At 59.3% G+C, this 18,946-nt stretch carries 15 protein-coding genes; 12 read left to right on the forward strand and 3 right to left on the reverse strand.

The features are described 5' to 3' along the window. The first annotated feature begins 202 nt into the window (after nt 1-202). The 6 genes from KUF73_RS23155 (at nt 203) to KUF73_RS23180 (ending at nt 5,670) form a co-directional block, all read left to right on the forward strand. A complete protein-coding gene (locus tag KUF73_RS23155; RefSeq protein ID WP_218440333.1) occupies nt 203-1,147 on the forward strand; it encodes a choline ABC transporter substrate-binding protein in 945 nt (314 codons plus the stop codon). 98 nt (nt 1,148-1,245) lie between these two features. Further along, nucleotides 1,246-2,133 (forward strand): 3-keto-5-aminohexanoate cleavage protein, encoded by an 888-nt coding sequence (locus KUF73_RS23160; protein ID WP_218440334.1) that lies wholly within the window; start codon nt 1,246-1,248, stop codon nt 2,131-2,133. 164 nt (nt 2,134-2,297) lie between these two features. Further along, on the forward strand, nt 2,298-3,263 hold the full coding sequence (locus KUF73_RS23165) for an L-carnitine dehydrogenase (protein ID WP_218440335.1): 966 nt from the start codon (nt 2,298-2,300) through the stop codon (nt 3,261-3,263). Nucleotides 3,264-3,399: 136 nt separating this feature from the next. Beyond that, nucleotides 3,400-3,876 (forward strand): thioesterase family protein, encoded by a 477-nt coding sequence (locus tag KUF73_RS23170; protein WP_218440336.1) that lies wholly within the window; start codon nt 3,400-3,402, stop codon nt 3,874-3,876. A 13-nt stretch (nt 3,877-3,889) separates the two neighbouring features. Then, nucleotides 3,890-5,053: a gamma-butyrobetaine dioxygenase gene (locus KUF73_RS23175; protein ID WP_218440337.1), complete on the forward strand. Its 1,164-nt coding sequence runs from the start codon at nt 3,890-3,892 to the stop codon at nt 5,051-5,053. Between the two features lie 350 nt (nt 5,054-5,403). Continuing rightward, nucleotides 5,404-5,670 carry a hypothetical protein gene (locus KUF73_RS23180; RefSeq protein WP_218440338.1) on the forward strand — a complete coding sequence of 89 codons (267 nt, stop codon included), beginning with the start codon at nt 5,404-5,406 and terminating at the stop codon, nt 5,668-5,670. Nucleotides 5,671-5,757: 87 nt separating this feature from the next. On the opposite strand, the gene KUF73_RS23185 is transcribed toward KUF73_RS23180, so the two are convergent. Then, entirely contained in the window at nt 5,758-6,861 is a 1,104-nt protein-coding gene (locus tag KUF73_RS23185; RefSeq protein WP_047534337.1) for a GlxA family transcriptional regulator, read from the reverse strand. Nucleotides 6,862-7,406: 545 nt separating this feature from the next. Further along, the gene (locus KUF73_RS23190; protein ID WP_218440339.1) at nt 7,407-8,783 is read right to left on the reverse strand and encodes an L-serine ammonia-lyase; all 1,377 of its coding nucleotides are present in this window, start codon (nt 8,781-8,783) and stop codon (nt 7,407-7,409) included. Nucleotides 8,784-9,218: 435 nt separating this feature from the next. Between KUF73_RS23190 and KUF73_RS23195 the strand changes: the two genes are divergently transcribed. The 3 genes from KUF73_RS23195 (at nt 9,219) to choV (ending at nt 12,253) form a co-directional block, all read left to right on the forward strand. Then, nucleotides 9,219-10,166, forward strand: a complete 948-nt coding sequence (locus KUF73_RS23195; RefSeq protein ID WP_218440340.1) for a choline ABC transporter substrate-binding protein — start codon at nt 9,219-9,221, stop codon at nt 10,164-10,166. A gap of 66 nt (nt 10,167-10,232) precedes the next feature. Then, entirely contained in the window at nt 10,233-11,078 is an 846-nt protein-coding gene (gene choW / locus KUF73_RS23200) for a choline ABC transporter permease subunit (RefSeq protein ID WP_140671217.1), read from the forward strand. Next, complete coding sequence (gene choV, locus KUF73_RS23205; protein ID WP_218440341.1) at nt 11,075-12,253, forward strand: choline ABC transporter ATP-binding protein; 1,179 nt, start codon at nt 11,075-11,077, stop codon at nt 12,251-12,253. Before choW ends, choV begins: the two co-directional genes overlap by 4 nt. 184 nt (nt 12,254-12,437) lie before the next feature. Here the strand turns inward: choV and KUF73_RS23210 are convergent, their stop codons facing one another. After that, nucleotides 12,438-14,378 carry a BCCT family transporter gene (locus tag KUF73_RS23210; RefSeq protein WP_256345676.1) on the reverse strand — a complete coding sequence of 647 codons (1,941 nt, stop codon included), beginning with the start codon at nt 14,376-14,378 and terminating at the stop codon, nt 12,438-12,440. Nucleotides 14,379-14,758: 380 nt separating this feature from the next. Here KUF73_RS23210 and betI point away from each other — a divergent pair, with 380 nt between their 5' ends. The 3 genes from betI to betA all read left to right on the forward strand — a co-directional run bounded on the left by betI (nt 14,759) and on the right by betA (nt 18,767). Then, the gene (gene betI, locus KUF73_RS23215; RefSeq protein ID WP_218440343.1) at nt 14,759-15,352 is read left to right on the forward strand and encodes a transcriptional regulator BetI; all 594 of its coding nucleotides are present in this window, start codon (nt 14,759-14,761) and stop codon (nt 15,350-15,352) included. A gap of 61 nt (nt 15,353-15,413) precedes the next feature. Then, entirely contained in the window at nt 15,414-16,886 is a 1,473-nt protein-coding gene (gene betB / locus KUF73_RS23220; RefSeq protein ID WP_218440344.1) for a betaine-aldehyde dehydrogenase, read from the forward strand. A gap of 177 nt (nt 16,887-17,063) precedes the next feature. Next, the gene (gene betA, locus KUF73_RS23225) at nt 17,064-18,767 is read left to right on the forward strand and encodes a choline dehydrogenase (RefSeq protein WP_218440345.1); all 1,704 of its coding nucleotides are present in this window, start codon (nt 17,064-17,066) and stop codon (nt 18,765-18,767) included. The last annotated feature ends 179 nt before the right edge of the window (nt 18,768-18,946 follow it).

The raw sequence follows: 18,946 nt of genomic DNA on the forward strand, positions 1-18,946 counted from the left end.
AACAAGAGGCTAGGTAATGAGAGGGCGGGCAGCGTAGGGACGTTGATACGCCACTTGCAACGGGCATTCAAGAGCACAGGTCGCTGCAGTGCAAGAGCTGGTCGCCGCAGTGCGCTTTCATGGCCGCTTAGCTGCGTAACTTGGCATCACCGGCGCATCAGACACCGGAACTCACAATAACGAACTGCCGAGGAAACCTGAGATGAAACGACTGATCAGCAGCTGTGTTCTTGCACTCAGCGGTACCGCTTTCCTGAGCGCCAGTGTCATGGCCGCCGAACCCGCCGCGTGCCAGAACGTGCGCATGGGTGTAGTGAACTGGACCGACGTGATCGCCACCAGCGCCATGACCCAGGTATTGCTCGACGGCCTCGGCTACAGCACCAAACAAACCAGCGCCTCCCAGCAAATCATTTTCGCCGGTATCCGTGACCAGCGCCTGGACATGTTCCTGGGTTACTGGAACCCGTTGATGACCCAGACCATCACCCCGTTCGTCGACGCCAACCAGGTCAAAGTCCTTGAGTCACCAAGCCTGCAAGACGCCCGCGCCACCCTCGCCGTACCGACTTACCTCGCCGACAAGGGCCTGAAAACCTTTGCCGACATCGCCAAGTTCGAGAAAGAACTGGGCGGCAAAATCTACGGCATCGAGCCTGGCTCGGGCGCCAACACCCAAATCAAGGCAATGATCGCCAAGAACCAGTTCGGCCTTGGCAAGTTCCAGCTGGTCGAGTCCAGTGAGGCCGGCATGCTCGCGGCGGTGGATCGCGCCGTGCGTCGCAACGAAGCCGTGGTGTTCTTCGGCTGGGCGCCGCACCCAATGAACGTCAACGTGAAGATGACCTACCTGACAGGCAGCGACGACGCCCTCGGCCCGAACGAAGGCAAAGCCACCGTCTGGACCGTCACCGCGCCGAAATACGCCGATCAGTGCCCGAACGTGGGTCGTCTGCTCAGCAACCTGAAATTCACCGCCGAAGACGAGAGCCGGATGATGCAGCCGTTGCTGGATCACAAAGACGCCTTCGAATCTGCCAAGCAATGGCTGAAAGATCACCCGCAAGACAAGCAACGCTGGCTTGAAGGCGTGACCACCTTCGACGGCAAACCGGCTGCTGCCAACCTGCAACTGACCAGCAAGTAAACCTGCAAAGAACCACCGATTCGCAGCCCGCCCGGGCTGCGGACGGGATCGTTACGCCCGGACATACCTAAAAAATCTCGCCTGTAAGGAACCGCCAAATGAACCACGACGTCATCATCACCTGCGCACTCACCGGTGCTGGCGACACGACCGCCAGAAGCCCACACGTGCCGGTCACCCCGAAACAAATCGCAGCTGCTGCCGTGGAAGCCGCGAAGGCCGGTGCCACCGTGGTTCACTGCCACGTTCGCGACCCGCAAACCGGCAAGTTCAGCCGCGACGTGGCGCTGTACCGTGAGGTGATGGAGCGTATCCGTGAGGCCGACGTCGACATCATCGTCAACCTTACTGCCGGTATGGGCGGCGATCTGGAAATCGGCGCTGGCGAGAATCCGATGGAATTCGGCCCGAACACTGACTTGGTTGGCCCGCTGACTCGTCTGGCCCACGTTGAAGAATTGCTGCCGGAAATCTGCACCCTCGATTGCGGCACCCTGAACTTCGGCGACGGCGACACCATTTACGTATCCACCCCAGCCCAGCTGCGCGCTGGTGCCAAACGCATTCAAGAGCTGGGCGTGAAAGCCGAGCTGGAAATTTTCGACACCGGTCACCTGTGGTTCGCCAAGCAGATGATCAAGGAAGGCCTGCTCGACAACCCGCTGTTCCAGCTCTGCCTGGGCATCCCATGGGGCGCGCCGGCTGACACCACCACCATGAAAGCCATGGTCGACAACCTGCCGGCCGATGCGGTCTGGGCTGGTTTCGGCATCGGTCGCATGCAAATGCCGATGGCCGCACAAGCGGTCCTGCTCGGCGGCAACGTTCGCGTCGGCCTGGAAGACAACCTGTGGCTGGACAAAGGCGTACTGGCGACCAACGGCCAACTGGTCGAACGCGCCGGCGAAATTCTCAGCCGCCTCGGTGCCCGTGTCCTGACCCCGGCTGAAGGCCGCAAGAAAATGGGCCTGACCAAGCGCGGCTGACCCGAACACAAACCTCGTGGGCCGGGCCAAACCCCACTGACCCCAAACACAAAACCTGTAGGAGCTGCCACAGGCTGCGATCTTTTGATGTTGCTCTTAAAAACAAGATCAAAAGATCGCAGCCTGCGGCAGCTCCTACAGGGTTCACTCTTCAGGAAGTTGATATGACCTTTATCACAGAAATCAAAACCTTCGCGGCGTTGGGCAGCGGTGTGATCGGCAGCGGCTGGGTGTCCCGTGCCCTCGCCCACGGCCTCGATGTGGTGGCCTGGGACCCGGCGCCCGGTGCCGAAGCGGCCCTGCGCAAACGCGTCGCCAATGCCTGGGGCGCGTTGGAGAAACAAGGTTTGGCACCGGGTGCTTCGCAAGACCGTTTGCGCTTTGTCGCGACCATCGAAGAATGCGTTCGCGATGCGGACTTCATTCAGGAAAGCGCCCCTGAGCGCCTTGAGCTGAAACTGGAACTGCACAGCAAAATCAGTGCTGCGGCGAAGCCCAATGCCCTGATCGGTTCCAGCACCTCCGGCCTGTTGCCGAGCGAGTTCTACGAGAGCGCCACGCACCCGGAACGTTGCGTGGTCGGTCACCCGTTCAACCCGGTTTATCTGCTGCCCTTGGTGGAAGTGGTCGGTGGCAAAAACACCGCGCCTGAAGCCGTACAAGCGGCGATGAAAGTCTATGAATCCCTCGGCATGCGCCCGCTGCATGTACGCAAGGAAGTCCCGGGGTTCATCGCCGACCGTTTGCTCGAAGCACTGTGGCGCGAAGCGCTGCACCTGGTTAACGATGGCGTGGCGACTACCGGCGAAATCGATGACGCGATCCGTTTTGGTGCCGGTCTGCGCTGGTCGTTCATGGGCACCTTCCTCACCTACACCCTGGCTGGCGGCGATGCGGGAATGCGTCACTTCATGGCGCAGTTCGGCCCGGCGTTGCAGTTGCCGTGGACCTATCTGCCAGCCCCGGAACTCACTGACAAATTGATCGACGATGTGGTGGATGGCACCAGCGATCAACTGGGCAAACACAGTATTTCGGCGCTGGAGCGCTATCGTGATGACTGCCTGCTGGCGGTGTTGGAGGCGGTGAAGACCACCAAAGAGAAGCATGGAATGGCATTCGCCGACTAATCACCGCTAACCCCTGTAGGAGCGAGGCTTGCCCGCGAAGAGGCCGGTACATCCGACTAATTTTCTGCGGCCGACACATCCCCTTCGCGGGCAAGCCTCGCTCCTGCAGACCTCAACCATTTTCGGATGTGACGACATGCCCGCCCTCACCACCTACCAAACTAGGATCATCCCCGACTGGGTCGACTACAACGGCCACTTGCGCGATGCCTTCTACCTGCTCATTTTCAGCTACGCCACCGACGCGCTGATGGATCGTCTGGGCATGGACAGCAACAACCGCGAAGCCAGCGGCAACTCGCTGTTCACCCTGGAACTGCATCTGAACTACCTGCACGAAGTGAAGCTCGACGCCGACGTCGAAGTTCATACCCGGATCATTGCGCACGACAGCAAACGCCTGCACCTTTACCACAGCCTGCATTGGGTCGGTGATGACAAGGAACTGGCGGGCAACGAGCAAATGCTGCTGCACGTCGACCTTGCCGGGCCGCGCTCCGCGCCTTTCAGCGAAGTGACACTGGGCAAACTGCACGCCATCGTCGCCGAACAAGTCGACCTGCCTGTCCCCGAGTACATTGGCCGAGTGATCGCATTACCCCCAAAAAAATAACAAGGAGATCGCCATGAACACCGCTGCTGCATTTGCCGACTTCCGTTCTTATCCGTTGATCAGTGCGCTGACGGGCGTGCAGGCCATGGCGGATCGTGTGCTGGTGAAGTGGGCCGACGATCGCGTCAGCCCTTTTCATCATCAATGGCTGCGGGACAACTGCCCGTGCCCGCAATGCGTCTACACCGTAACCCGCGAACAGGTGCTGGAAATCGTCGACGTCCCGCAAAACCTGTTACCCGCCGAAACCAGTGTCGATGCGCAAGGTTGCCTGTGCGTCCAATGGCAGGACGGCCACCTCAGTCGCTTCGATCCCGGCTGGTTGCGCGCCCACGCCTATGACGATGAATCCCGTGCCGAGCGCCAGGCAGGCAAACCCAAAGCCAGGCTCTGGCACAGTGATCTGCCATTGCCGGTGTTCGAGTATCAAACGCTGATGCACGACAACGACGCCTTGTTGCAGTGGCTGCTGGCGGTACGTGATATCGGCCTGACGCAAGTACGAGGCGTACCCACCGAACCCGGCTCGTTGAAATTGATCGCTCAGCGAATTTCCTTCATCCGTGAAAGCAATTTCGGCGTGCTGTTCAACGTGCAATCCAAGGCTGATGCCGACAGCAACGCCTACACCGCTTTCAACCTGCCACTGCACAGCGACTTGCCGACTCGCGAGTTGCAACCCGGGCTGCAATTTCTGCATTGCCTGGTCAATGATGCCGAGGGTGGCGAAAGCATTTTTGTGGATGGCTTTGCCATCGCCGATGCCTTGCGCCGGGAAGATCCGGAGTCGTTCAAAAGCCTCTGCGAAATCCCCGTGGAGTTCCGCAACAAGGACCGCCATAGCGACTATCGCTGCCTTGCGCCGATCATCGCTTTGAACGCTTTGGGGCAGGTCTCGGAAATCCGCATGGCGAACTTTCTGCGTGGACCGTTCGATGCATCGGTGGAGCAGATGCCCAAGCTGTATCGTGCTTATCGGCGCTTTATTGCGATGACGCGCGAGCCTCGATTCAGGCTGATGCAACGGCTCAATCCCGGTGAGTTGTGGTGCTTCGACAACCGCCGCACCCTGCACGCGCGTAACGCGTTCGATCCCGCCACCGGGGCCCGCCATTTCCAGGGTTGCTATGTCGATCGGGATGAGTTGTTGTCGCGCATTCTCGTGTTGCAACGCTAGACCATTAATAAAAGATCGCAGCCTTCGGCAGCGCCTACAGGTGTACACATAACCCTGCAGGAACTGCCGAAGGCTGCGATCTTTTGCTTTCAAAGGGGCAAAAAAAACCCCGATCAAGCCGTGACAGGATCGGAGCTGAGGAGGGTACTGTTGAGGAGCTGCCGTGCGAGGGTGACCAAACCTTCGTGAAGCGAGCTGAGGCCAGTGTGCCCACTCCCCTTGCGGGCAAGTTAGCCGAAAACGACCTGTTCATAGTCATTGCGGCCATTGCGACAAATCGCCCTTGCCGACACCCCGCACCCCTACCAGAATCGAGCCACGACACCGTTCCCAGAAGAAGGATTTGCGTCATGATGCACGCCGATTTGATTGATCAGGAAGACCTGTTGGGCCAGCTCAAGTCATTGGGTTTTCAAGTTCCGAGCGGCGCCACGGCCGAGCAAGCTTGCGAGTGTGCGGTGCGAGGCTTGAACGATGAGCGGGCGATAGTGCTGCGTACCATGGTCAAGCAGATGTACACCAGCAGCGCGACCATCCTGCCGGCCGTGCGCCAGGCGATCGACAAGCAATTGTTGCCGGCGTTGTCGGCATACCAGCAGAGCCACGTCGCCCGATAAAAATCAAAAGATCGCAGCCTTCGGCAGCTCCTACACCGATCCCTGTAGGAGCTGCCGAAGGCTGCGATCTTTTGATGGCGCCTCGGTTTAAAGCCTTACGCTAGCAAACGTCGATTCATTACGCGCCTGACTCAGCGCCGACAACGGTCCGGACAACGGCGACAGCACCAGGGCTTGCGGCAGCGGCATCATCGCCACTTGTTGCGTGGTGTTGGAACCTACGCGTTCGTCACGTGGTGGAATGCCGAAGTATTCGCGGTAGCACTTGGAGAAGTGCGGTGTGGAAACGAAGCCACAGACCGACGCGACTTCGATGATCGACATCGGCGTTTGCTTGAGCAACTGCCGGGCGCGGATCAGGCGCAGCTTCAAGTAGTAGCGCGATGGCGAGCAATGCAGGTATTTCTGGAACAGCCGTTCGAGCTGGCGACGGGACACGGCGACATACACCGCCAGTTCGTCGAGGTCGATCGGCTCTTCAAGGTTGGCCTCCATCAGCGCAACGATTTCCTGCAACTTCGGCTGGTTGGTGCCGAGCATGTGCTTGAGTGGCACGCGCTGGTGATCCTGTTCGTTGCGGATGCGCTCGTAGACAAACATCTCGGAGATCGCGGCCGACAACTCACGACCGTGATCGCGGCTGATCAGGTGCAACATCATGTCCAGCGGCGCGGTGCCACCGGAGCTGGTGAAGCGGTTACGGTCGAGGGTGAACAAGCGAGTGCTCATGGCCACACGCGGAAACGCTTCCTGCATCGCAGCCAGGCATTCCCAGTGCACGCTGCAATCGAAACCGTCCAGCAAGCCGGCGCACGCCAGGGCCCAGCTGCCGGTGCAGACTGCGCCGAGGCGACGGGACTGACGCGCCTGGCTTTGCAGCCATGACACGTGTTCGCGGGTAACAGTGCGTTGAATACCGATACCGCCGCAGACGATCACGGTGTCCAGGGGCGGCGCTTTGTGCATGGAGGCGTCGGGGGTGATTTGCAGACCGTCACTGGCCCAGACCTGACCGCCATCGACGGTGAGGGTGGTCCAGCGATACAGTTCGCGACCGGACAATTGATTGGCCATACGCAGAGGCTCCACTGCGGAAGCCAGGGAAATCAGCGTGAAATTGTCCAGCAGCAAAAAGCCGATGGATTGAGGCGCACGGTTCTGGGGTTGGGCCCCGGAGTTGAACGACGTCATCGCGGTATCTCCTCACACAAAGCGGGTGATGGCCTCAGGCGGAGGCTCTTGTTATTGCCATCGTTCTCGCGTGGGAGACGGGCTTTGTAATGACAGAGCAATTGCCATGCCTAAATTTGAATGCGCGTTCAATAACTCCTGAAAACGACGTCGTGGTGTGTCTAAATATGACGCGTAGCAAGTAGGGGTTAAGAGTGCCATTAGGCGAGACAAGCGCCCTACACCAATGCGTGTGAGCAAATCGGTAGCACTTGTGGGAACGGGGCTGCGACGAGCCGGAAAAGAGTGTCACCGCAGGCACGCGGTGACGGGTGGTCAGGGTCGTTTTTGATCCCTGACCTTGAGGTCATGATTTACCTGTTTGCGACGCGCCAAAAGGTGGCGCGTTTTGAATCGGGTGTGCACTTAGCGCGCAGTTTTGACTGGATTTACCGCTTCAAAAACCTCATGTAGGAGCTGCCGCAGGCTGCGATCTTTTGATCTTGATTTCTTAAGATCAAAAGATCGCAGCCTGCGGCAGCTCCTACATTAGTTCACCTGCGGTCTCAGCACTCAACGGCGCTGACAGCCAAACCACCCCGCGACGTCTCCTTGTACTTGTCATGCATATCGGCACCGGTATCGCGCATTGTGCGAATCACCCGATCCAGCGAAATGAAATGCTGACCATCACCGCGCAACGCCATCTGCGCCGCGTTGATCGCCTTAACCGCGGCAATCGCGTTGCGCTCGATGCACGGCACCTGCACCAGACCGCCCACCGGATCACAGGTCAACCCGAGGTTGTGTTCCAGGCCGATTTCCGCCGCGTTGCACAACTGCTCCGGCGTGGCGCCGAGGATTTCCGCCAACCCGGCCGCCGCCATGGCGCAGGCCGAACCGACTTCGCCCTGGCACCCGACTTCAGCACCGGAGATCGATGCGTTCTTCTTGCACAAAATCCCGACTGCCGCCGCACTGAGCAAGTAGTCGACGACATTGGCATCGGTCACGGCTTCGCTGAACTTCATAAAATAGTGCAACACCGCCGGGATGATTCCCGCCGCGCCATTGGTCGGTGCCGTAACCATGCGCCCGCCGGCGGCGTTTTCTTCGTTGACCGCCAGGGCGAACAGGTTGACCCACTCCATGGCGCTGAGCGTCGAGCCGATCACGTTGGGCTTGTTCAGCTCCTGCAGGCTGCGATGCAGCTTGGCCGCACGCCGACGCACATTCAGGCCACCGGGCAGGATGCCCTCATGCTTGAGCCCCTGCTCGACGCAGTCCTGCATGGCGCGCCAGAGCGTCATCAGGCCACTGCGAATTTCTGCTTCGCTGCGCCAGACCTTCTCGTTAGCCAGCATTAATTCAGCAACGCGCAGGTTGTGCTTTTTACACAGCTCCAGCAGCTCGGCGGCACTGGAGAAATCGTAAGGCAGCACCGTGCGATCCATGTCGACAACGCCACTGGATGCCTGGGCCTCATCGACGACAAAACCGCCGCCGACCGAATAGTAGGTGTCGCGATGCAACTCGCCGTGATCGTCTTCGACAATCAAGGTCATGGCGTTGGGATGGAATGGCAGGTTTTCGTCGATCAGGCGCATGTCCCGCGCCCAAATGAACGGCACCGAAAAGCGACCATCAAGCAACAATGTGTGGGTTTCGCGCAGGGTGTTGATGCGGATGCCGATTTGCGACGGATCGATCGCATCCGGCCACTCACCCATCAGGCCCATGATCACAGCATTGTCGCTGCCGTGACCGATGCCGGTGGCCGACAACGAACCAAACAGCTGAACTTCGACGCGCCGCACCTGCTCCAGCAGACCGCGTTCACGCAGGCCCTGTACGAACAGCGCCGCCGCCCGCATAGGCCCCACGGTGTGCGAACTGGAGGGGCCGATGCCGATTTTGAACAGGTCGAAAACACTGATAGCCATTACTGCCTGACTCCTGGATGTGCCAACTCCAGGCGCAAAAGCGCCCGGTGACGGAGCTGCTACGCTGAAGCTGCAATCCGTCGGGATGGCCGCATCATCAGGCTTTTACCGTGTCGTTCGACGTCTCACACCGACGCACTCATGCCCACTAACGCCGCGTGTCTTTTACGTCGCCTTTTCGCGGTTTTTTTGTGACGCAGAGGGGAAAAATGGGCTGAAAAAAGCTGTAAACGACGTTACTGACACTGGATGCGACCATCCCTGTACTGGTTACGACGCACCCTGTAGGCGTCAGATTTTCACTGGTACATGATCGTATCGACTCGATTGCAAGGCGCCGTGGTAGAGCTGTCTCCAAAACGCCATCCAACCGCAACCTATAAGTGCGGTGGTCCAGTCGGAACACTGCCAAAAAAAACACCAAGGAGTCCATCCATGAAAGGTTCCCCGTCGTTGTTGTTGGCCGCCATGCTAAGTCTGCCGCTTCTGGCGCAAGCCGCCGAGCCGGCGCAGTGCAGTACCGTAAACTTCTCCGATGTCGGCTGGACCGACATCACCGCCACAACCGCGACCACCAGCGTCGTACTCGACGCCCTGGGCTACAAAACCAAGACCACGATGATTTCCGTGCCGGTGACCTACAAGTCCCTGGCCGACGGCAAGAACATGGACATCTTCCTGGGGAACTGGATGCCAACCATGGAAAACGACATCAAGGCTTATCGTGATGCCGGCACCGTGGAAACCGTGCGCACCAACCTCAAAGGCGCCAAATACACGCTGGCCGTGCCACAGGCACTGTATGACAAAGGCCTGCACGATTTCGCCGACATCGCCAAGTTCAAGAAAGAGCTGGACGGCAAGATTTACGGCATCGAACCGGGTAATGACGGCAACCGTCTGATCCAGAGTATGATCGACAAGAACGCCTTCGGCCTCAAAGACGCTGGTTTCAAAGTGGTCGAATCCAGTGAAGCCGGCATGCTCTCGCAAGTCGACCGCGCACAGAAACGTGACACCGCCGTCGTGTTCCTCGGCTGGGCGCCTCACCCGATGAACAAGCGTTTCAAAATCCAGTACCTCACCGGCGGCGATGATTATTTCGGCCCGGATTTCGGTGCAGCGACCGTCCTGACCAACACCCGCAAAGGGTACGCCCAGGAATGCAGCAACGTGGGTCAGCTGCTGAAGAACCTGGAGTTCACCGTCGACATGGAAAGCACCCTCATGGGCAACATCCTGGACGACAAGATGAAGCCTGACGCGGCCGCCAAGGCCTGGCTTAAAAAGAATCCACAGGTCCTCGATACCTGGCTCGCTGGCGTGACCACCATTGACGGTAAACCTGGCCTGGAGGCCGTGAAAGCAAGTTTGGCCAAGTAATCGCTTACGCCGGGCGAGTTCGCTCGCCCGGGCTGTTTATTTCCTTGCATGCGGACGTTCACTACCATGCTGATTGATCAGAAAATCCCCTTAGGCCAGTACATCGCGGGCTTCGTTGAATGGTTGACGCAACACGGCGCCAGCACCTTCGACGCAATCGCCGTGACACTGGAAACGATGATCCACGGCGTGACGTTCGCGCTGACCTGGTTCAACCCGCTGGCATTGATCGGCCTAATCGCATTACTTGCACACTTCATCCAACGCAAATGGGGCCTGACCGTTTTCGTCATTGCCTCCTTCCTGCTGATCCTCAATCTGGGGTATTGGCAGGAAACCATGGAAACCCTCGCCCAGGTGCTCTTCGCCACCCTGGTTTGCGTGGTCATCGGCGTACCGTTGGGTATCGTCGCCGCGCACAAACCGATGTTCTACACGCTGATGCGTCCGGTGCTCGATCTGATGCAGACCGTACCGACGTTCGTGTACCTCATTCCTACCCTGACCCTTTTCGGTCTGGGTGTGGTCCCGGGTCTGATTTCGACGGTGGTGTTCGCGATTGCCGCGCCTATCCGCCTGACCTACTTGGGCATCCGCGATGTCCCGGAAGAATTGATGGACGCCGGCAAAGCCTTTGGCTGCTCGCGACGTCAACTGCTCTCGCGAATCGAACTGCCCCACGCCATGCCAAGCATCGCGGCCGGTATTACCCAGTGCATCATGCTGTCGTTGTCGATGGTGGTGATCGCGGCACTGGTGGGCGCCGACGGCTTGGGCAAACCGGTGGTCAACGCACTGAATACCGCTGATATCGCCCTGGGCTTCGAAGCGGGCTTGGCGATCGTACTGCTGGCGATCATGCTCGACCGTATCTGCAAACAACCCGACGCCAAAGTAGGGGGTGACGCATGAGCATTATTCGCTTCGAGAACGTTGACGTTATCTTCTCCAGGGATCCACGCGAGGCGCTCAAGCTGCTGGATCAGGGCATGACCCGCAACGAGATCCTGAAAAAGACCGGGCAGATCGTAGGCGTCGAGAAAGCCAGCCTTGATGTCGAAAAAGGTGAAATCTGTGTACTGATGGGCCTGTCCGGTTCTGGCAAGTCCAGCCTGTTGCGCTGCATCAACGGCCTCAATACCGTCAGCCGCGGCAAGTTGTTCGTCGAGCACGAAGGCCGTCAGATCGACATCGCTGCGTGCACGCCAGCCGAGCTGAAAATGATGCGCACCAAGCGCATTGCCATGGTGTTCCAGAAGTTCGCCCTGATGCCTTGGCTGACGGTGCGCGAGAACATCAGCTTCGGCCTGGAAATGCAGGGTCGTCCCGAGAAGGAACGACGCAAGCTGGTGGACGACAAGCTTGAACTGGTGGGCCTGACCCAGTGGCGCAACAAGAAACCCAATGAGCTGTCCGGTGGTATGCAACAACGTGTGGGCCTGGCTCGCGCGCTGGCGATGGACGCCGATATTCTGCTGATGGACGAACCGTTTTCAGCCCTCGACCCGCTGATCCGCCAAGGCCTGCAGGACGAACTGCTGGAACTGCAACGCAAGCTGAGCAAAACCATCGTGTTCGTAAGCCACGACCTTGATGAAGCCCTGAAGCTCGGCAGCCGTATCGCGATCATGAAAGACGGCCGGATCATCCAGTACAGCAAGCCGGAAGAAATCGTCCTCAACCCCGCGGATGACTACGTGCGGACCTTCGTGGCCCACACCAACCCGCTCAATGTGTTGTGCGGCCGCAGCCTGATGCGCACGCTGGACAACTGCAAACGCATCAACGGTTCGGTGTGTCTCGATCCGGGCGGCGATTCGTGGCTGGACCTGGCGGAAGGCAACACCATCAAGGGCGCTCGCCAGAACGGCGCGAGCCTGGATTTGCAGAACTGGATTCCAGGTCAAGCGGTTGAAGGCCTGGGTCGTAGGCCAACGCTGGTGGACTCGAACATCGGCATGCGCGACGCGCTGCAGATTCGTTATCAGACCGGCAACAAACTGGTGCTGCACGACAACAACCAGGTCGTTGGGATTCTCGGCGACAGCGAGCTGTATCACGCGCTGCTCGGCAAGAACCTGGGGTAAGGCAACACATGCAAAAACGCCGCGAGAGGATCGCGGCGTTTTTGTTTATGCGGAGCGAAGATCAAAAGATCGCAGCCTGCGGCAGCTCTACATGAAACACACTCCCCTGTAGGAACTGCCGCAGGCTGCGATCTTTTAAAGCTGATGCGGTGTTTCAGACGGAAACACCGCGCCACTTCACAACTTAGCTATAAACCCGGCCAAGGAGCTGCCGATGGCTTTCAAACTGATCGAGCACGTCACGGGTGATCTGGTCCTGGGTGAAACCCATCAAGTCGTAGTCCTGGCTGCCGTTGTGCAGGTACACCTCGGCGCGGTAATAACGCTGGCGCGCCTCATCGGACTGAGCCGATTCGGTTGGCGTAGCCAGGTAACCATCCAGGCTGACTTCGTAGACAAACGGGTTGCCCTCTTCCATCTCGACCCGTACGCCCATGCACCGCTTGGACTTGCCCAACAGCGTCTGAACTTCCAGACCCTGGGCACGCATTTGCGCCGTCGCATCTTCCAATGCCGGGCTCACATGCTTGTCCATGAAACGCTGGACGATCGACTGGCTCGGTTGCAGGTCCAGTTGGGTCAAGCGCTCAGTGAAACCACGACGACCGCGCGCCGCCAACTCGGCTTGTTCCTGTTCGATCTGCACGTCCTGGCGCATAGCCTTGTGCAAGCCGAACATGAAGAACACCAGGACCACCGAGAACGGCAGACCGGCCAGCACCACCATGGTTTGCATGGCTTCGAAGTTACCGGCGAACAGCAGGCCGATGGTCACCAGGGTGATTACCGCCGACCAGAAAATCCGCAGCCAGTGCGGCGCGTCTTCGTCGACGTTGCCGCCCTTGCAGGAGAGATTGGCCATCATCACCGCGCCGGAATCCGCCGGGGTCAGGAACAGCACGAAACCGACGAAGATCGACACGCCGATCACAATCTTCGACGCCGGGTAATGCTCAAGCAACTGGTAGATCGCCATGGACGGCTGTTCCAGCGCCGTCTTCCCGAGCTCCACCGCCCCATGGTTCATCACCAGGTCCAACGCCGAGTTACCGAAGATCGACAGCCACGCCAGGGTGAAGCCCAGTGGAATCAGCAGCACGCCAGCCACCAGTTCACGCACCGTGCGACCACGGGAAATACGCGCGATGAACATGCCTACGAATGGCGCCCAGGAAATCCACCAGGCCCAGTAGAACAGGGTCCACAGGCCCAACCAGCGGTCGGACTTTTCGCTGTCGCCTTCATACACGTAGAGGTCGAAGGTCTTCAGCACCACGCCGTTCAGGTAGTCGCCGATGTTCTGCACAAAGCCGTTGAGCAGGTGCAGGGTCGGGCCGAACAGCAGGACGAAAATCAGCAGGCCGCTGAACAGCACGATGTTCAGGTTGGACAGACGACGGATGCCGTTTTCCACACCGGATACTGCAGCGATGGTTGCCACCGTGCTCATCACGATGATCACGATCAGCAGGTTGGTGTTGCTGTGCTCCATGCCAAACAGGTTTTCAAGGCCCGACGACACTTGCAGCGAACCAATCCCCAGATTCGTCACCAGACCCAGCAGGGTCACGAACATGCCAAAGCCATCTACCGCATGACCGGCAGCGCCTTTGACCCAACGTTCGCCCACCAGCGGGTACAGCGCCGAACGCAACGCCAGCGGCTGGTTATGCCGATAAGCAAAATACGCCACGGCCAGGCCGACCAATGCGTAGATCGCCCAGCCGTGCAGGCCCCAGTGCAGGAAGGTCAGCTGAACTGCCTGGCGCGCAGCCATGTTGCTCGCAGCGACGCCTTCCGGCGGGTTGAAGTAGTGATCCAGCGGCTCGGACGCACCGAAGTACAGCAGCGAAATGCCGATACCCGACGAGAACAGCATCCCCGCCCAGGCGCCGTAGCTGAAGTCCGGGGTGTCGTCCTTGCTGCCCAGTTTGAGTTTGCCGTAGGACGAAAACGCCAGGCCGATGACGAACACCAGATAGGCGGCAATGACCACCATGTAGTACCAGCCGAAGCTGCGGGACAACCAGGCCTGAGCCACTCCCAGCATTCTGCCGGCCTCTTGCGGGGCGATGATCAGAATGGCGGTCAACAACAGAATCAACGCGGTAGAGGTGTAGAACACCCAACCGTTGACCGTCACCTTCTCGGGTGGGGTCTTTATTAGCGAGGCAGAACTCATGGCACAGATGCTCCGGGCAGTGCGAGAGAAGAACGCAAGGCAGTGCGTTACCCGACCAATCGGTTAGTGGGCAGCCGACCGGTGGGTGTTATAAAGACACCCCGAAAAAAGCCCGAAGCCCTGCAGGCGCCAGCGCATACAGGTTTCGAGCGTTTTCGGATGTCGGTTTGCCGCCATTTACATGTAGGAAAAATCTGTAAGCAGCGACGATTTGTCGCAGATCTTATTCTTTGTTGATTGAACGTTCAATCAAAACAAAATAGACTGGCCCTCAATCCGGTAGTCGTTCTACGTCTGCCGGAAGGCCTAAGGAGATGTGCAAGATGCCCAAGGTCGGTATGCAACCCATCCGTCGCCAACAGTTGATCGAAGCCACTTTGCTGGCCGTCGATCAGGTAGGGATGGGGGACGCCAGCATTGCGCTGATCGCCCGTTTGGCCGGTGTCTCGAATGGCATCATCAGTCACTATTTTCAGGACAAGAACGGCCTGATCGCCGCCACGATGCGGTATCTGATGAGCGTCCTCAGCGAGAACGTCACCACGCGCCGACTGGCGCTGGGAGATGACAGCCCTCGGGCCCATCTCCAGGTGATTATCGAAGGCAACTTCGACGCCAGCCAGGTCAATGGCCCGGCAATGAAAACCTGGCTGGCCTTCTGGGCCACCAGCATGCACCAGCCGTCATTGCACAGGTTGCAGCGGATCAACGATCACCGACTGTATTCCAACCTGTGCTGCCAGTTCCGCCGCGTATTGCCGCTCGATGATGCGCGCAGTGCAGCCCGTGGCCTGGCAGCTCTCATTGACGGCTTGTGGTTGCGCGGCGCGCTGTCGGGAGACGCTTTCGACACCGAGCAGGCGCAACAGATCGCTTACGAATACATGGATATCCAATTGGCCAAGCAGGTGAGTTAGAGCACACATAAACGCTCAACCACCGGACCGTGCCAACCACTTATGCTCTTGCGAGGACTTTATGGCCCGTTTCGAACTGCAAAAACTCTACATCGATGGCGCGTACTCCGACGCTAGCAGCGACGCCACTTTCGAAGCCATCAACCCGGCTAACGGTGAAGTCCTCGCCAAAGTGCAGCGTGCGACCCAGTCAGACGTCGAACGTGCCGTGGTCAGCGCTGAAAAGGGCCAGAAAATCTGGGCTGCCATGACCGCGATGGAGCGTTCGCGCATCCTGCGTCGCGCCGTCGACATCCTGCGTGAGCGCAACGACGAACTGGCCGCCCTGGAAACCCTGGACACCGGCAAGTCGTACTCCGAAACCCGTTACGTCGACATCGTTACCGGTGCAGACGTGCTGGAATACTACGCAGGCCTGGTGCCGGCCATCGAAGGCGAGCAGATTCCGCTGCGCACCACGTCGTTCGTCTACACCCGTCGCGAGCCGTTGGGCGTCGTAGCCGGTATCGGCGCGTGGAACTACCCGATCCAGATCGCCCTGTGGAAATCCGCGCCAGCCCTGGCGGCCGGTAACGCGATGATCTTCAAGCCCAGCGAAGTCACTTCCCTGACCACGCTGAAACTAGCCGAGATCTATACCGAAGCCGGTCTGCCAGCCGGTGTGTTCAACGTCCTGACCGGCAGCGGCCGTGAAGTCGGCACCTGGTTGACCGAGCACCCGCGCATCGAAAAAATTTCCTTCACCGGCGGCACCGACACTGGCAAAAAAGTCATGGCCAGCGCTTCGGCCTCGTCGCTCAAAGACGTGACCATGGAACTGGGTGGCAAGTCCCCACTGATCATCTGCGACGACGCCGACCTCGATCGCGCCGCCGACACCGCGATGATGGCCAACTTCTACAGCTCCGGTCAGGTCTGCACCAACGGCACTCGCGTGTTCGTACCGGCCCACCTGAAAGCTGCGTTCGAAGCCAAGATCGCCGAGCGCGTTGCGCGCATCCGCATCGGCAACCCGCAAGACGAAAACACCAACTTCGGCCCGCTGGTCAGCTTCGCCCACATGGAAAGCGTGCTGGGCTACATCGCCAAAGGTAAGGCAGAAGGCGCACGCGTACTGTGCGGCGGCGAGCGTCTGACCGATGGCGAATTCGCCAAAGGCGCGTTCGTCGCGCCAACCGTGTTCACCGACTGCACCGACGACATGACCATCGTCCGTGAAGAAATCTTTGGCCCGGTGATGGCGATCCTCACCTACGAAACCGAAGAAGAAGTGATCCGCCGCGCCAACGACACCGACTTCGGCCTGGCCGCCGGTATCGTCACCAAAGACCTGAACCGCGCCCACCGCGTGATTCATCAACTGGAAGCCGGTATCTGCTGGATCAACGCCTGGGGCGAGTCCGACGCCAAGATGCCGGTCGGCGGCTACAAGCAGTCGGGTGTTGGCCGTGAGAACGGGATCAGTTCGCTCAATAACTTCACCCGCATCAAATCGGTACAGGTCGAGTTGGGCGATTACGTCTCGGTGTTCTAACCCCGAGTTTTGTATTGCCCGTGAGGCCGTCTTCGCTGGCAAGCCAGCTCCCACAGGTTTGGTGCCGTCCGCCAAATCTGTGGCCACTCCGATCCTGTGGGAGCGTGGCTTGCCCGCGATTCGAGTGCAAAGCACTCGTCAGGCCTGACCTGACCAACTTCAAAGAGGGTGCATTCAATGTCCCAAGAATTCGATTACATCATCATCGGTGCCGGCTCGGCCGGTAACACCCTGGCGACCCGCCTGACTGAAGACGAAGGCGTCACCGTCCTGCTGCTCGAAGCAGGCGGCCCGGACTACCGCATGGACTTCCGCACACAAATGCCGGCTGCCCTGGCATTCCCGCTGCAAGGCCGTCGCTACAACTGGGCCTACGAAACCGATGCCGAGCCGCACATGGACGGCCGTCGCATGGAATGCGGTCGCGGCAAGGGCCTGGGTGGCTCTTCGCTGATCAACGGCATGTGCTATATCCGTGGCAACGCGATGGACTACGACGGCTGGGCAAAATTGCCAGGCCTGGAAGACTGGACCTACCTCGACTGCCTGCCGTATTTCCGCAAAGCCGAAACCCGCGACATCGGCCCGAACGATTACCACGGTGGTGAAGGCCCGGTCAGCGTGACCACGCCGAAAGCCGGCAACAACCCGCTGTTCCACGCCATGGTTGAAGCCGGCGTGCAAGCCGGTTACCCGCGTACCGAAGACCTGAATGGTTACCAGCAGGAAGGTTTCGGTCCGATGGACCGTACCGTGACGCCGAAAGGTCGTCGTGCCTCCACCGCGCGCGGTTACCTGGACGTCGCCAAGAAACGTTCGACCCTGACCATCGTCACCCACGCCCTGACCGACAAGATCCTGTTCGAAGGCAAGCGTGCGGTCGGCGTGCGTTACCTGGTCGGTTCTGCCGAAGAGCGTGTTGAAGTCAAAGCGCGCAAGGAAGTGCTGCTGTGCTCCGGCGCCATCGCTTCGCCGCAGATTCTGCAACGCTCCGGTGTCGGCCCTGCCGAACTGCTGAACAAGCTCGACATTCCGGTGGTTCACGACCTGCCGGGCGTCGGTGAAAACCTGCAGGACCACCTTGAGTTGTACCTGCAATACGCGTGCACCCAACCGGTCTCGCTGTACCCGTCTCTGCTCTTGCACAACCAGCCGGCCATTGGTGCCGAATGGCTGTTCAACGGCACCGGCATCGGCGCCAGCAACCAGTTCGAAGCCGGCGGTTTCATTCGTACCCGCGAAGAGTTCGAATGGCCGAACATCCAGTACCACTTCTTGCCGGTGGCGATTAACTACAACGGCAGCAACGGGGTGAAAGAGCACGGCTTCCAGGCGCACATGGGCTCCATGCGTTCGCCGAGCCGCGGTCGCATCCAGGCCAAGTCGAAAGACCCACGCCAGCACCCGAGCATCCTGTTCAACTACATGGCCACCGAGCAGGACTGGCAGGAATTCCGCGACGGCATCCGCCTGACCCGTGAGATCATGCAGCAACCCGCGCTGGACGCGTTCCGTGGCCGCGAAATCAGCCCGGGCATCGAAGTGCAAACCGATGAGCAACTGGACAAGTTCATCCGCGAACACGCCGAAACCGCGTTCCACCCGTCCTGCTCGTGCAAGATGGGCTCCGACGCGATGGCTGTGGTCGATGGCGAAGGTCGCGTGCATGGCATGCAGGGCCTGCGCGTGGTCGATGCTTCGATCATGCCGATCATCACCACGGGCAACCTCAACGCACCGACGATCATGATGGCCGAGAAAATCGCCGACAAGATCCGTGGTCGCAAGCCGTTGCCGCGCAGCAAGGCTGATTACTACGTAGCCGGCGATGCGCCGGTGAAGGGTAAGCCGATGCGTGATGTGAGCCAGGCAGTTCAGTAACAGTTCACGTACTTGCAATAAACAAAACCGCCAGCCTTTCAGGGTTGGCGGTTTTTTTTGGCTAACACGATCTGCTTGCAGCTAACAACAATCATCACACCCAGTAACTAAAAATCACCGACAACCCTTTAATAAAAACTCGTAACACTTGCACTAAGACTAACTTAAAAACTTCCATT

Source organism: Pseudomonas sp. PD9R (genome assembly GCF_019200975.1).
In the GTDB taxonomy this organism is placed as follows: Bacteria; Pseudomonadota; Gammaproteobacteria; order Pseudomonadales; family Pseudomonadaceae; genus Aquipseudomonas.